The 14945-nt window shown below is 44.8% G+C and carries 15 protein-coding genes; 9 read left to right on the forward strand and 6 right to left on the reverse strand.

The genetic code is table 11. The features are described from left to right. Positions 1–127: 127 nt before the first annotated feature. The 9 genes from sps_RS26125 to sps_RS26160 all read left to right on the forward strand — a co-directional run bounded on the left by sps_RS26125 (position 128) and on the right by sps_RS26160 (position 8174). The gene (locus sps_RS26125; protein WP_077755875.1) at positions 128–532 is read left to right on the forward strand and encodes a hypothetical protein; all 405 of its coding nucleotides are present in this window, start codon (positions 128–130) and stop codon (positions 530–532) included. Between the two features lie 81 nt (positions 533–613). Then, positions 614–1411, forward strand: coding sequence for a response regulator (locus sps_RS26130; protein WP_077755174.1), 798 nt, complete (start codon positions 614–616; stop codon positions 1409–1411). Between the two features lie 260 nt (positions 1412–1671). Then, positions 1672–1944 carry an HU family DNA-binding protein gene (locus sps_RS26135; protein ID WP_077755175.1) on the forward strand — a complete coding sequence of 91 codons (273 nt, stop codon included), beginning with the start codon at positions 1672–1674 and terminating at the stop codon, positions 1942–1944. Between the two features lie 264 nt (positions 1945–2208). Next, on the forward strand, positions 2209–2901 hold the full coding sequence (locus sps_RS26140; RefSeq protein WP_077755176.1) for a TorF family putative porin: 693 nt from the start codon (positions 2209–2211) through the stop codon (positions 2899–2901). 407 nt (positions 2902–3308) lie between these two features. Continuing rightward, positions 3309–3482 (forward strand): hypothetical protein, encoded by a 174-nt coding sequence (locus tag sps_RS28650; RefSeq protein ID WP_169915948.1) that lies wholly within the window; start codon positions 3309–3311, stop codon positions 3480–3482. A gap of 242 nt (positions 3483–3724) precedes the next feature. Continuing rightward, a complete protein-coding gene (locus sps_RS26145; protein WP_077755177.1) occupies positions 3725–4666 on the forward strand; it encodes an HlyD family secretion protein in 942 nt (313 codons plus the stop codon). After that, complete coding sequence (locus tag sps_RS26150; RefSeq protein ID WP_077755178.1) at positions 4663–5619, forward strand: ABC transporter ATP-binding protein; 957 nt, start codon at positions 4663–4665, stop codon at positions 5617–5619. Before sps_RS26145 ends, sps_RS26150 begins: the two co-directional genes overlap by 4 nt. Before the next feature lies 1 nt (position 5620). Then, positions 5621–6724: an ABC transporter permease gene (locus sps_RS26155; RefSeq protein ID WP_218919622.1), complete on the forward strand. Its 1104-nt coding sequence runs from the start codon at positions 5621–5623 to the stop codon at positions 6722–6724. Between the two features lie 148 nt (positions 6725–6872). Next, a complete protein-coding gene (locus sps_RS26160; protein ID WP_077755179.1) occupies positions 6873–8174 on the forward strand; it encodes an IS4 family transposase in 1302 nt (433 codons plus the stop codon). Positions 8175–8266: 92 nt separating this feature from the next. On the opposite strand, the gene sps_RS26165 is transcribed toward sps_RS26160, so the two are convergent. From sps_RS26165 to sps_RS26190, 6 genes are all read right to left on the reverse strand, one after another. Next, a complete protein-coding gene (locus sps_RS26165) occupies positions 8267–9637 on the reverse strand; it encodes an alanine/glycine:cation symporter family protein (RefSeq protein WP_077755180.1) in 1371 nt (456 codons plus the stop codon). Between the two features lie 486 nt (positions 9638–10123). Continuing rightward, positions 10124–10573: a DUF2971 domain-containing protein gene (locus sps_RS26170; protein ID WP_077755181.1), complete on the reverse strand. Its 450-nt coding sequence runs from the start codon at positions 10571–10573 to the stop codon at positions 10124–10126. Between the two features lie 284 nt (positions 10574–10857). Beyond that, positions 10858–12093: an organoarsenical effux MFS transporter ArsJ gene (gene arsJ, locus sps_RS26175; protein WP_077755182.1), complete on the reverse strand. Its 1236-nt coding sequence runs from the start codon at positions 12091–12093 to the stop codon at positions 10858–10860. A 266-nt stretch (positions 12094–12359) separates the two neighbouring features. Beyond that, positions 12360–13382, reverse strand: a complete 1023-nt coding sequence (locus tag sps_RS26180) for an ArsJ-associated glyceraldehyde-3-phosphate dehydrogenase (protein WP_077755183.1) — start codon at positions 13380–13382, stop codon at positions 12360–12362. Positions 13383–13502: 120 nt separating this feature from the next. Then, a complete protein-coding gene (gene arsB, locus sps_RS26185; protein ID WP_077755184.1) occupies positions 13503–14549 on the reverse strand; it encodes an ACR3 family arsenite efflux transporter in 1047 nt (348 codons plus the stop codon). A 25-nt stretch (positions 14550–14574) separates the two neighbouring features. Then, positions 14575–14922, reverse strand: a complete 348-nt coding sequence (locus sps_RS26190; RefSeq protein WP_077755185.1) for a metalloregulator ArsR/SmtB family transcription factor — start codon at positions 14920–14922, stop codon at positions 14575–14577. Positions 14923–14945 lie beyond the last annotated feature (23 nt).

Below are 14945 nucleotides of genomic sequence, written 5' to 3' on the forward strand. Positions count from 1 at the left end.
ACCAAATCCTATTGGCTCTCCTTAAAGAAAAAGGTTAATGCCTTTGACAGCACTGATGGACTTTTCTACACTCGCCAGCAACTCCTACTATCCACATAAATATCACTTAGGTTTTATGAGACATCCAATGAAAAAACCACCCTTAGGCTTATCTATACTCATGTTCCTATATTTCGCCTTGGCCGTAGTCGCCCTGTTTAGGGCCGTCAACACCCAAGCCGTCGATCTTTTTTCCCTAGGGGTTATCCCAGTTCTCGCAGGCCTACTCCTGAGAACTAACTGGGCCAGCATTGTCTTTAAAATTTACTTAGGCATACAGACACTCGGGTTATCGGCACTGGGAGGCACCGCCATCATTGCCTACCAAATCTCGCCTCAAGATGTCAAAGTCATCATAGATGGACATGATATTCCAGTCCCCCTTATAGCAATAGTCGCCATCTTACTCTTGTCATTTCAAATCTATCTGGCTCTGGCTAAATCCACTAAGTCCTATCTGCAAACGCAAGATTCCAGCGGGCAGGAATTGTAGATTGGTATTGGTTGCTCACGCCTGATCTTTAATGTAATTTGTTCGCCACATAATGATAACAACATCTCGAGAATCGTGACGATGAGCATGCTACACCCGAGTGAACTTTCAATACTGCTTGTAGAGCCTTCTGATACTCAACGAAAAATCATCAGTAACCGTTTGAATCAGGAAGGCATTAATAACATTCAGACCGCCAAGAGCTTAGATGAAGCCCTCACCATCATATACAGACATCATCCGGATCTTGTTGCCAGTGCCATGCACTTCGAAGACGGTACGGCATTAGATCTGCTCAAGCAGCTCAAAGACAATGACAAATATCAAGATATACAGTTTATGTTGGTCTCCAGCGAATGTCGTCGTGAACATCTGGAGGCTTATCGCCAATCCGGTGTAGTATCGATATTACCAAAACCCTTCTCTTCGGAGCATTTAGGTAAGGCACTAAACGCCACCATAGATCTACTTAGTAATGATGAACTAGATCTCAACCATTTTGATGTACACAACCTTAGGGTACTGCTCGTAGACGACAGCATGATGGCGAGAAATATTATTAAGCGCACTATAAGCAATTTAGGTCTTAGGTTAATCACCGAGGCTAGCGATGGTGCCGAAGCGATTGAACTCATGAAATCGAGTATGTTTGATCTGGTGATCACTGATTATAATATGCCAAGTGTAGACGGACTTGCCCTCACTCAGTTTATTCGTAATGACAGCGAACAATCCCATATCCCTATCTTAATGGTGTCATCAGAAGCGAACGAAACACATCTGAGTAACGTGTCTCAGGCAGGGGTCAATGCTCTTTGTGACAAACCCTTCGAACCTCAACTGGTTAAGCAACTTCTGTATCAATTACTTGATGAGTAATACCCTTTCAACTAAAAAAAGCTCAGTGTGGTGAGGAAAGCATGGACTTAATAACTGGTCCACCACTAGACTAAATGCTCGATGATTCGTCAAACAAGCACTTTTTGATGATTATTTACTCAAAAATTGACCTAAAACGCCATTTCAGGTCGCTAAAAGCCTTTAAAAATGGCTAATCTTATGGCATGTTACATAGAGCAATTACTAAGTACCTAATGTGGTTAGCTTAATTAAATCTACGGAAAGAAGAGACGATTCAAATGAATAAGACTGAACTTGTTGCAAAAATAGCTGAAAATGCGGATCTGACTAAAGCAGAAGCTGCACGCGCACTAAAATCTTTTGAAGAGACAATCACTGAAACTCTCAAGGGTGGTGACAAAATCTCTATCGTTGGCTTTGGTTCTTTTGAAACTACTAATCGAGCTGCACGTACTGGCCGCAATCCACAAACGGGCAAAGAAATCCAGATCCCAGCTGCGACTGTACCGAAATTTAAAGCCGGTAAGACTCTGAAAGATAGCGTTAATTAATAACGTTTTTCTGTTTAAAGAAACCTCCTACCTGGAGGTTTTTTTATGCCTAATTTTCGACTATATGCACGATAAAAGTGCACACTTGCTCTAAAATCATCCAAACCATTTCAAAAAACCACTAAAAATCTAGTTAACCCCTTTAAATTCAGATGGTTAAACAATGGCACAATACTGGCTATGTTTCGGTGGCATCCACTGCTTAATAAATATATAGCAATTCAACTGCAGGGATGAGCATGCTAACCATCAAAGGGAATGAACATGAAACAAGCAATAATATCTGGCTCTATTTTAGCTTCGGCCACCCTGCTCAGCTTCTCGGCAAGTGCAGCCGTTTCAGGGAACATCGGTGCGACCTCAAACTACCTATGGAGAGGTGTGACTCAGACTCAAGATGCTGTTGCCGTCCAGGGAGGACTAGATTACGTACATGATAGCGGACTCTATCTTGGTACTTGGGCATCAAATGTCGATTTCGGTGACGACACCAGTTACGAACTCGATTTTTATGCCGGCTATGCAGGATTAATAGGCGAAGACTTTGGCTATGATGTCGGTTATCTCTATTACGCCTATCCAGACAGCGACTCCAATGTCGATTTTGGTGAGCTCAGCGCCGCAATTAGCTGGAAATGGTTCAGCTTAAGCTACTCACATGTCGTCAATACTGGCAGCGATGTGGCCAGTGAGCCATTGGACAATACAGATATGGGCTATATAGACGCCGGAGTCAGCTTTCCCCTATCAGAAACCCTATCCATATCGGCACACTATGGCTACTCCAGCGGTGATGTTGTCACCGCTTGGTTCGACACCAGCAATTATGCCGATTACTCGGTCTCACTCAATAAAGAGACAGATTTTGGCGATATTTCATTTATGGTGAGCAATACAGATCTCGAAGGTGATGATCCTAAAATTGCACTTGCATATAGCTACAGCTTCGGTTTGTAATGTTTACAGATGATCTTTGGCAACACTATTAAGTTAGCGTTTGCTAAAATTGTGATCTAAGCCCAGTGGAGTTATCGCTGCCATGGCGATAACTCTCATAAACAAACATAATAATCGTATAAAAAACAGCATCCAATCGTAAAACAATCTCGAATAGAATCTACATAAATCCTTTTTTTGGCTTCTGTAAATAATGTTAAATCGATCCCACTGTTGCTTTCAATAGCCTGATATCTTTCTTATCAGCGCTTACTAATATGAAGCTATAAATTTGCCAACTCAACAGAGTTAACACCCTAATCTACAGTGCTTTTTACAAACAAAGTTCCTGACATATTGTCAGTCTCATTTTCTACTTTATGGCCATATTACCTAGCCATGAGTATTGCATAATTAAGGAGTTCGTTATGGCTCAGATTATTAAACTTGTGCCCAACGATACAGAGATAGAAGCCTTCACCGCACCAAGAAATCCTAAAGCAGCAGATGACCTGCAGCACAGACGCGAAGTCAAAAAACGTTTAGAAGAGTTACTCGCCAAAGCGGAACTTAAACGCGCCATGGGCGGCGACTTTTATTAATACAAATTTAATTAAATTGATGATCAATTTAGAACTATCTCAGGGCTTTTAATTCAGGCATGTTGTTGAGGTTTTAAGACAATGCAACACAGAAGTAGAAGTCCTCATTTGAGTATTCCTAACCAATAACGTCACTTATCCCCCTCTTTTTGCAACTTATTTAATAAAGCGATTGATCTCTATTTCTGTGCATTCCATTATGGCTAAATAAACAGCTAAGCTCTAGTCAAGGAATAGAACAGATGAAGCAAATCCTGTTAATCACTATGCTCGCACTATTAACCGCCTGTCAGGGAGACATGCCCAATCAGGCATTAGGCACCTTAGAGCGGGATCGCGTACTCCTTCGAGCTACGGCCAGTGAGATTATTACCTCATTGCCCCAGACCGAAGGCAGCTTAGTGCAAAAAGGCGAGCTACTGGTTCAATTCGATACCCGCAAGCAAGAAGCAAGAGTCGCCATTGCCAAAGCTGAGGTCAATAAGGCACAGGCCTATCTTTTGCGTTTAACCAACGGCGAACGGCCCGAAGATATCGCCACCGCACAAGCCAATGTGGCTCGTACTAAAGCAGCATTACTTGAAGCCGATCAGAACTTGAAACGCACATCCAGCCTCTTGAAACAAAACCTCGCGAGTCAGGCGACCCAGGACAGGGCGAAAGCCGGCAGAGATCAGGCTCGAGCCGAATTAACAGCCGCACAAGAAAATCTTAGCAAGCTCATTGCTGGAGTACGAGAAGAAGATATTAACCAAGGAAGAGCGGCGCTGGATGCCGAGGTTGCCAGCTTGTCGCTGGAACAGCAGACATTAAATGATCTAAGCGTGATAGCCACCCGTAGCGGACGACTGGACAGCTTACCCTTTAATCTCGGTGAGCGTGTGCCACCAAATGCCGTCATAGTCGCGATTCAAGCCGACAATGCTCCCTATGCGCGCGTCTATATACCCGAGCCTTATATGGCCAAGCTCACCATAGGTCAAAAGCTTAATGTACGGGTAGACGGCTTAGACAAGGCCTTGATAGGTACTTTACGTCGTTTGAGCAAGGAGCCAGCATTTACCCCTTACTATGCACTCAACCAAGAAGACAGGGCTCGCCTGGTATACCTTGCCGAAATAGACCTAGGGCCAGAGGCCGATAATTTGCCTACCGGCATCCCCTCTCAGGTGGATCTGCCATGATAAGCGACACTGACGATCAAGAACTCGCCATCAATGCCAGCGAACTAAGCAAGAATTTTGGTGAGCTCGCTGCGGTATCGGATCTCAACCTTAAGGTTCCTAAAGGCCAAATCTATGGTTTTCTTGGGCCCAATGGTTGTGGTAAATCCACTACCATACGTATGTTAACCGGGCTACTAACCCCAACTAGCGGCGAGATTAGCGTACTAGGCATGTCTATCCCTAAGCAGGCAGAAGCACTCAGGCTACGTATAGGTTATATGACACAGAAGTTCTCGCTTTATGACGATCTCACGGTCAAAGAAAATCTGGAGTTTATTGCGCAGATCTACTGCTTATCCCCCAATGATAGTAAGCGAAAAATAGAAAAACTCATCTCCACCTACCAACTAACGAAGCTGGCTAAGCAGTTTGCCGGCACCTTAAGTGGCGGTCAGAAACAGCGGCTTTCCCTTGCCTGCGCCTGCCTCAATGATCCGGAACTGCTGTTTCTGGATGAACCGACTTCGGCCGTAGATCCACAGAGTCGGCGAAATTTTTGGGAGCAACTGTTCGATCTTTCCGAAGCAGGCACCAGCATCTTAGTGACCACTCACTATATGGATGAAGCAGAACGTTGCCATGGTCTCGCCATCATGGAAAATGGATTTATTCGCGCCGACGCCAGTCCAAAGTCTTTGATGGAGAATATGGGGGCTAACGTGCTCGAGCTCACTCACCCTAATCTGAGACGAGTAAAAGATGAGTTACTCAAATTTAGCGAAGTAAGATCGGCGGCCCAAGTAGGGGCGCGCTTACGAGTCTTAATCGATAACAAGGTAAATCAACCCAATATCTGGTTAAAACAGGCCCTGCCCTCATTAGAACAATCGGAAATATACATAACTCCCCCTAATCTCGAAGATGTCTTCGTGACGGTTACAGAGCAGCCTTCAGCTATGGAGGAGAGCTAATATGTCCATGATTAACAGCTTACGTAGGACCATGGCCATAACGACAAAAGAGGTCAGACAGTTAAGAAGAGATCGCATTACTTTTGCCATGGTGGTGATGATCCCTCTAATCCAGCTTCTCCTATTTGGTTATGCCATCAACACCGATGTCAGAGACGTACCAGTTGCCATAGTAGACCAGAGTGACTCCGCCGCGGGTCGCTGGATAGTCGAGGCAATTAAAGTCACCCAGGTCGTATCTGTCGAAGCCTTTTATGAAACCAGCGGAGAAGCTGAAGCGGCGATTACTCGCGGCGAAATCCGCGCCGCCCTTATCCTACCGCCAAACTTAACCGAAAAGCTGGCCAATAAGGAAACCTTAGGCCAATGGCTAGTAGATGGCTCGGACACCATGATAGCCGGTGCAATAATGCAACTACGCAATATGCCTCTGGATCAAATAACAGGCATAACCAGCAAGCAAGCTTCTACCTTCGAAGTCGCACTGTTTTATAATCCTGAGCAGAGATCGGCAGTCAATATCGTTCCCGGACTCATCGCGGTCATCTTAACCATGACCATGATCTTGTTTACCTCGGCAGCAATTGTCCGCGAACGTGAGAAAGGTAATTTAGAACTGTTGATCACCACGCCTATCAAGCCACTCGAGCTCATGTTAGGTAAAATTTTGCCTTATATATTCGTCGGCCTCATCCAGATGACCATCATTCTCGGTCTAGGGCACCTCATCTTCGATGTGCCGATTAACGGTGATATCGCTCAGTTGCTGTTAGGCACTTTATTGTTTATCGCCGCGAGCCTGACACTGGGATTAATCATCTCAACCATAGCTAAGACTCAACTTCAGGCCATGCAGATGACGATATTTGTTATCTTACCCACCATCTTGCTGTCTGGCTTTATGTTCCCTTTCGAGGCGATGCCTAAACCTGCTCAGTGGCTCGCAGAAATTCTTCCAGCGACTCACTTTATGCGCATCATTCGTGCAGTTGTGCTCAGAGGTGGGGAGATAAGTGACATGAGGTTCGATGCCCTCTGGCTAGTAGGCTTCACCATCATAGGTATTATCATAGCGTCGCTAAGATTCAATAAGCGCCTAGATTGATACCTATCGGTATCAATTAGACAGAACTCACAGACAATAAAAAAGCGCCTCTCGGCGTAATGCCGATCATTTAGTGATTTATCGATCGGTTGACTGATCTTCTAGATGCTTCAGAATCCGAGTCCTATCTCTAGGTCTCGGATTTTTTATGCAAGTTTCCCAAGCTTTTGACATGATCAACCAACTCAAGCCCCATCAAGTTGAAACCCTCGCAGATTTACTCCCTCTGGAGTTGATAGAGGAAGCGTATTCATTAACTGAAACAGTCACGATTAGAAAACGTGAATTAACACTAGAGTCAATGGCTTGGCTTATTATTGGAATGGCTATCTATAATGATAAGTCGATGGCTCACATCATTAACATGCTCGATATCGTTGATAGAGAGGGCAAGCCATTTGTTGCTCCGAGCGCATTAACTCAACGACGAAAAAATCTCGGTGAAGCGGCAATGAAAGCTCTGTTTGAGTGCACTCAAGCTCACTGGAATCGTGAAGCTCTACATCCAAACTGGAATGGACTGACGTTACTGGGAGTCGATGGTGTAGTCTGGCGGGCGGAAGATACTCCCGATAATGCAGAAGCCTTTTCTCGACAAAAAGAGACTCAATATCCTCAAGTTCGTATGGTCTGCCAAATGGAATTGAGTAGCCATCTTATTACCGCCAGTGCTTTCGATGATTACGCCGTTAATGAGATGATTTTGGCCGAAAAGCTTATCGACTCCACACCGGATCATAGTCTGACATTGTTTGATCGAGGCTTTTATTCTCTAGGGCTACTTTATCAGTGGCAATCCACAGGTAACGAGCGACACTGGCTAATTCCGTTGAAAAAAAATGTCCAATATGAAGTGCTCCGCAGCTTGGGGCGCAACGATAAAATCGTTCAATTAAAAAGTAATCCACATGCCAGAAAACGATGGCCTGAGCTGCCTTATGAGCTGGAAGTTCGGCTGATAAGTCGAAAGATTAATGGCAAGGAATACTCGGTTTTGACATCAATGATAGATCCCATGCGTTATCCCGTTGCAGACATAGCTGACTTATACGTGCATCGATGGGAAATAGAATTAGGTTATCGAGAGCAAAAACAATACATGCTAGGTAATCGTTTAACGTTGAGAAGTCGACTGCCAGAGCTTGTAAAACAGGAGTTGTGGGGGATCTTACTCACCTACAATCTAGTGCGTTATCAGATGGTGAAAATGTGTCATCAACTCAAAGGGGATTATCTCCCTTATCAGTTGAGTTTTAATGGTTCTTTGGCTCATATTTTGAGGCTATTAGTGGGTTTGCCCTACTCGACACCAGGTGCAATTCCTCGTCAGCTTAAATATTTCTATGAAATGGCTGAAAGCCTGATTTTAGAGCCCCGACGAACTCGGTCTTTTCCTAGAACGGTCAAGCGCAGACCACAGAAATATGCCAGAAATAAAAAATGCCAGTAAGCTTAACTTACCGGCATTAGCCTCTCGGCGCTTTTTTTGTTTTCGATTACTTGTCTCAATCAAAATTTCCCATCCGAAAATGGCTTGATAAATTAAGCTTTAGCAGCCTCTTCTTCGCGCTTCTTGAGAAAGTATTCCCGAGTCAGGCTAAACACGACCGGACTGAGTAACGCTAACGCAATCAGGTTAGGTATCGCCATCATGGCATTGAGCGTATCAGCCAGTAACCAGATGAAATCCAGTGAACTGATCGCACCTAATGGCACCACCAAAATCCATAGAATTCTAAACGGCTTCACTGCTTTCACGCCAAATAGATACTGTACACACTTCTCGCTATATACACTCCAACCTAAGATGGTGGTGAATGCGAACACAGACAGAGCGATAGCCACAATGTAGTTACCCATAGGCAGCGCCGTTGAGAAAGCCAAGGACGTCAATGCCGCGCCATTCTCACCCGAAGTCCAGGCACCCGATACTATGATTGCCAAACCAGTGATAGAACAGACGATTAAGGTATCGATAAAGGTACCCAACATGGCAACCAAGCCTTGAGCAACCGGGTTATTAGTCTGAGCTGAAGCGTGAGCAATCGGTGCACTACCAAGGCCTGCTTCATTAGAGAAGATGCCTCGTGCCACACCGAAACGAATCGCTGCCCATACCGCTGCACCGGCGAAGCCACCTTGAGCCGCAACCGGATTAAACGCACTGTGAATAATCAAGGCGATAGCATCAGGGATAGCGGCAGCATTAACGGCCAATACAGCAAGACCCGCAGCGATATAGAACAGGGTCATAAGTGGTACCAGCTTACCCGCCACATCGGCAATACGCTTGATGCCGCCCATCAGTACAGCACCGACTAAAAACATCAATACAATACCTGTAACCCAAGTTGGCACACCAAAGTTACTACTAAGGGCATCGGCTACCGAGTTTGACTGTACCGTGTTACCAATTCCGAAACCGGCAAAAGAACCAAACAAAGCAAATGCAGTACCTAACCAGGCCCACTTGCTACTGAGTCCATTCTTGATGTAGTACATAGGACCACCAATGTGGTTACCATTTGCATCTACTTCACGGTATTTAACCGCCAGTACAGCCTCGGCAAACTTAGTCGCCATACCCACCAGTGCCGTACACCACATCCAGAATAGCGCGCCCGGACCACCAATAAAAATAGCTGTAGCAACACCGGCAATATTACCCGTACCAATTGTTGCTGAAAGCGAAGTCATTAACGCATTGAAAGGGCTAATCTCCCCTTTCATCGACTTATCTTTATCAGGGATCCGACCGGACCAAAGCAGTTTAAAGCCTGTTCCCAATTTTAAAATTGGCATAAGTTTCAAACCAACAGAGAGAAACAAACCAACACCTAAGATCATTACCAGCATGGGGACACCCCATACAAAGCCGTTGATCATGCTGACAAATTCAGTTATTCCTTCCATTCAAACCTCTTCAATGCTTGCTGATTATTTTTATGTTTTTTACGTTTAGCTCTATGGCTAATATTTTTGATTGCGCCCCAGAGTACAACGAATAGTCAAGGTTTGGAAAGGGTGAAGGAGGAAACTAATGGTGAATAGTTTTACACTTCTTAATACGGTAACCATTTCTAATTTGGCAGATAAAATTAGTCTTCTCTTTGGATATGGAGTGGGAACTTGTCAGATAACAAGTTTAATTCACATATCTTTTTTAGGTTCATTGGGCTGGATTGGGTATTGATGGGATTAATGAATGTCATAGCTTTATTGTTATCTATCACCTGCCGTGGGTGCTGTATAAGGATATACAAATGCCGTGAAAGCAATGATGCCTAAGGAGCGACCTTAACTGCAAACACTTCTGTGACACGGTGCAAGTATGTCCCTATAGCCTCTGCGGCAGCATCCATGCTGCCGCAGGTCACAGCCGCGTTTACACCTGAGTATTCATCTCTTCCATTTGGGGGTTTCTCTAATATCAATAAAATAATCGTCTCGATTTGCTACGACCATATGTACTTTAGTATGCGGTAAATTATGTTCAACAACTCCAGATAGTAAAGCTCGTTGCTCCTTTGGAATTTTCTCACCAATATAGATATCAGTTATAGCCGTGCCAGCAAAAGACATTAACCTTAACTTTGTTGCAATGAGCCTCACTTCGCATTCGTAACTCCATTGCCCATATTTACATTGGATACTTTTAAAGTATTGTAATGTGCTATTCCCTATTTCATCCAACAAATCTATTGTATGAGCCTTATTTACGTAATTTACTGCCGCCCATGCAAACTCTACTTCAGAGTTAAACTCTACTAAAGATTGCTTTAATAATTGAAGATTATACTTTACACAAAATCCTTTAAACTCATCGCCATAGTGCGCCAAAAGAAGCATGTTTGCTACTTGTGGAGGTGAATCATCAGGAATATCTGAGGCTGTAGAAAAGCTGTATTCGAAGATAGAAATAACTCGGTGTAGATACGGCTGCGAGCTTCGATGACAAGGATGTCATCGCAGAGACTCCAAGGATGGATTCACGGCGTTTCGCAGAAGTGTCTGCATATAAGCCCGCAGCAAGCGATAGTTAGCCATGAAGGTCCGACTTCCAATAACCAAGCAAATACAAACTCAGCCTAACGCTAAATAAATAATGTAACCAAGCCTTCATTCCAAGGCGGCTAATCTTTTGGTAGATAAATGCTTATTAAAGCCGTCAGTCCTAGCATAACTGATGAGATCCACAAGCAAGCTTCTAATCCTGCTACCTGATACACATAACCAGAAAGCACAGTGCCAATTAAACGCCCCATGGCGTTGGCCATATAGTAAAAGCCTACATCCAGAGAGACGCCGTCGTCACTGGCATAATGGACGATCAAAAAACTATGTAATGAAGAATTAACCGCGAATACGGCACCAAAAAGCATCAAGCCAGCCAACAAGCTAAGCTGGGGACTCAGATTAAAGCTCAAGGCTAACGCTATCAATCCGGGAATGGCAGTGAGTGCACAAGCCCATAGCAGAGCCTCTCTTCCTCCTGGCGCTGAGCCATCAGATTTAGAGGTCAATTTGGGAGCTTGTGTCTGCACAAAACCATAAGCTATCACCCAGAGGGCGAGGAAGCCGCCGACGTAATAGTGATCCCAGCCAAATTGGCTGCCGAGGTAGAGTGGCAGTGCCACTACAAACCAGACATCTCTGGCCGCAAACAGGAACATGCGCGCCGCCGATAATATATTAATACTGCGACTCTTAGAAAATATCTCGCTAAATTTGGGCTTGTTCTTGGCTTTACCCAAATCTCGTTTGAGACTACACAAGCTCAGGATCCAGACTAAGGTTAGCGCTATTGCCATGATGGCGATGGCAAGCGTAAAGCCAAACAGACTCAACAAGGCACCACCAAGAAAGAATCCGGCTCCCTTGAGGGCATTTTTAGAACCGGTTAACTTAGCAATCCAGCCATAGAGTTTCTGCTTTTTAACAATATCATCAGATACAGCTTGCTCAGAAACGAGCAGCATCTTGATTGAGCTCTTGGCACTCATCTTATTAAGATCTTTGGCGATCCCTGAAATGCCTTGAGCCATCATCACCCAAACCAGAGTGAGCATGGAACTTGGCACCAGCAGCATGGCAAGCGCCGCAACCTGCAAGCCAAGACCAATATTCATGGTCTTGTTAAGCCCGATACGTGCCCCAAGATAGCCGCCAACTAAATTGGTTATCACGCCAAAAATCTCGTAGAAGAGGAACAGCATGGCAATAGATAGCGGTGTGTAACCTAGTTGATGAAAATGCAGCACCACCAGCATCCGCAGGGCACCATCGGTCAAGGTAAATGCCCAATAGTTACCTGTGACAAGCAGGTATTGTCTCACGGGTTCTGGTAAAGCTTTGATACTGCTTAACATAAGTTCCTTAGTTTCGAGTTTCGAGTTTCGAGTTTCGAGTTTCGAGTTTCGAGTTTCGAGTTTCGAGTTTCGAGTTTCGAGTTTCGAGTTTCGAGTTTCGAGTTTCGAGTTTCGAGTTTCGAGTTTCGAGTTTCGAGTTTCGAGTTTCGAGTTTCGAGCAGAAAGTTCAACAAACTAAGCTACATAAGACCAAGCTATTTTCGCACTATCTTTGCTCTGACTCGATACTCGCAGCTTTTTCGATTTGTCTCGTAACTCGCAACTTCTTAGCTTTTATCTTGCAATCCAACCATTCGCGCAAGTTCTGCTGTGCGATTCGCATAACCCCACTCATTGTCATACCAGACATACAACTTCACTTGAGTGTCGTTCACAACCATGGTCGATGGCGCATCTATGATGCTGGAACGTGGATCTGTCTTGTAATCGACTGATACCAGAGGACGCTCCTCATAGCCTAAGATATCTTTGAGCTCTCCCGCAGCGGCCTCTTTCAACAGGGCGTTGACTTCATCCACTGTAGTGGCACGCTCAAGCTCGAATACGCAATCAGTCAACGAAGCGTTGGCTAAGGGTATACGCACCGCGTGACCGTTAAGCTTGCCTTTAAGCTCTGGGAATATATGGGTAATTGCGGTGGCTGAACCTGTCGTGGTCGGGATAAGGCTCAGTCCACAAGCTCTAGCACGGCGCAAGTCTTTATGGGGCGCATCGAGTATGGTCTGGGTATTGGTAATGTCATGAATAGTAGTCATAGAGCCATGTTTGATACCGATTTTCTCATGTATCACTTTTACCACGGGCGCTAAACAGTTGGTGGTACAAGAGGCTGCTGTGACAATTGGGTGCAGCGCTTTATCATAAAGGTCATGATTAACGCCCATGATCACATTAAGCACACCTTCCTCTTTTACTGGTGCAGTCACTACAACCCGCTTTACTCCCTGATCCAGGTAAGCCTGCAATTTGGCTTTAGTCTTCATCACGCCAGAGGCCTCGATCACCAGATCGCAACCCGACCAATCAGTATCTGCGATGGCACTATTTCTACTAGTAGGGATACGCTTATCACCAATCAATATATAATTAGTATCGCCAGAACCATCTGCTGTCACTTCATGTTGCCAGCGTCCATGAACCGAATCGAACGTCAACAAATGAGCCAAAGTATGAGCATCTCCAGCCGGATCGTTAATATGCACAAACTCGACGTCATCCCAATCCCAAGCGGCTCTTAATGCTAAGCGCCCCATGCGGCCGAACCCATTGATACCTATCTTAATACTCATGACTCAGTTCCTTGATTGCTTCTATTACTGTTCTGCAACTACTTACTAACGACTAACTCGTCTATTAACACTGAATAATCTTAAGCTAGACCCTAGGATCTAGCTCCTATTCAGTAAATATTATGCTTCGACCGCTTCGTTACCTGTATCGGCCTCATATTTACCTCGCCGACTATTCACGAACGCCACCAGAGTGAGCATCACAGGTACTTCGACCAAGACACCAACAACCGTGGCCAATGCAGCTCCCGAGTGTAAACCAAATAACGAAATAGCCACGGCGACAGCTAACTCGAAGAAGTTAGAGGTTGCAATCATGCAAGCCGGAGCCGCAATTTTGTGAGACAACTTCATCTTCTTAGCGACATAGTAAGTAATGAAGAAGATGCCATAGGTCTGAATCATCAGAGGGATGGCAATAAGTAAAATGTTCTGTGGCTCATGGATAATCGTCTGGGCTTGAAAACCAAATAACAGCACTACAGTGCCAAGCAGACCCAGCATAGACCAAGGCTTAAGCTTTCCAACGAACCTATTTAAGGACTCAGAATCCCCATCAGCTTCTAATTTTTTACGTGTTAATGCACCGGCAACCAAGGGCAGCACCACATAAAGAACTACCGAAGAGAGCAAGGTTTCCCAAGGCACCTGAATATCACTCACGCCCAGCAGTAATGCACAGATAGGGGCGAATGCCACCACCATGATGAGGTCATTTACCGATACTTGCACTAAGGTATAGTTTGGATCCCCCTTAGTAAGCTGACTCCAGACAAACACCATAGCCGTACAGGGAGCCACACCAAGCAAAATCATGCCAGCAATGTATTCAGTGGCATTTTGCGGGTCGACCCAATCGACAAACAGTACCTTGAAAAATAACCAAGCCAAGAGTGCCATGGTAAAAGGCTTCACTAGCCAGTTGATGACTAAGGTCAGAATCAGCCCCTGTGGGCTCTTTTTGACATCTTTAATCGATGAGAAATCAATTTGCACCATCATGGGATAGATCATCACCCAAATAAGTACCGCAATAACTAAGTTCACATGGGCATACTCCAGCGATGCCACCAGAGCAAACACGTCCGGTATTAGGTTTCCCAAAGTCAGACCAGCGAGAATAGCTAGGCCTACCCACACACTGAGATAGCGTTCAAATAATCCCATTTTTTATTTCCTCAATTTTTTCGGCTTAATTACAGCATGTTCTTACGCGTTCTGGGCGGTCACCCATTTTGTGTAAGTTAATGATATTATTTGAAATAAGTACTTTGTTGTTTACACTAATCTCTGCAAGCGTCTTATTTATCCATTCTGGCAGCTCAGGGTTTACTCGATAGAACACCCACTGCCCTTGGCGCTTATCTAGGAGCAAACCTGTCTTTCTCATTTGTGCCAAGTGCCTCGACACCTTGGGCTGGCTCTCATCTAATGCTTGCATCAACTCACAGACACATAGCTCCTTCTCTTCAATGATCAGCAGCAGACTCAGTAGTCTGGTTTCATCGGACAAGAGTTTAAAAAATTCTAATGCAGTCATTCTTACTCCATTCAAGCTTTTCT

Origin of the sequence: Shewanella psychrophila, from assembly GCF_002005305.1 — a bacterium.
Lineage (GTDB): Bacteria > Pseudomonadota > Gammaproteobacteria > Enterobacterales > Shewanellaceae > Shewanella > Shewanella psychrophila.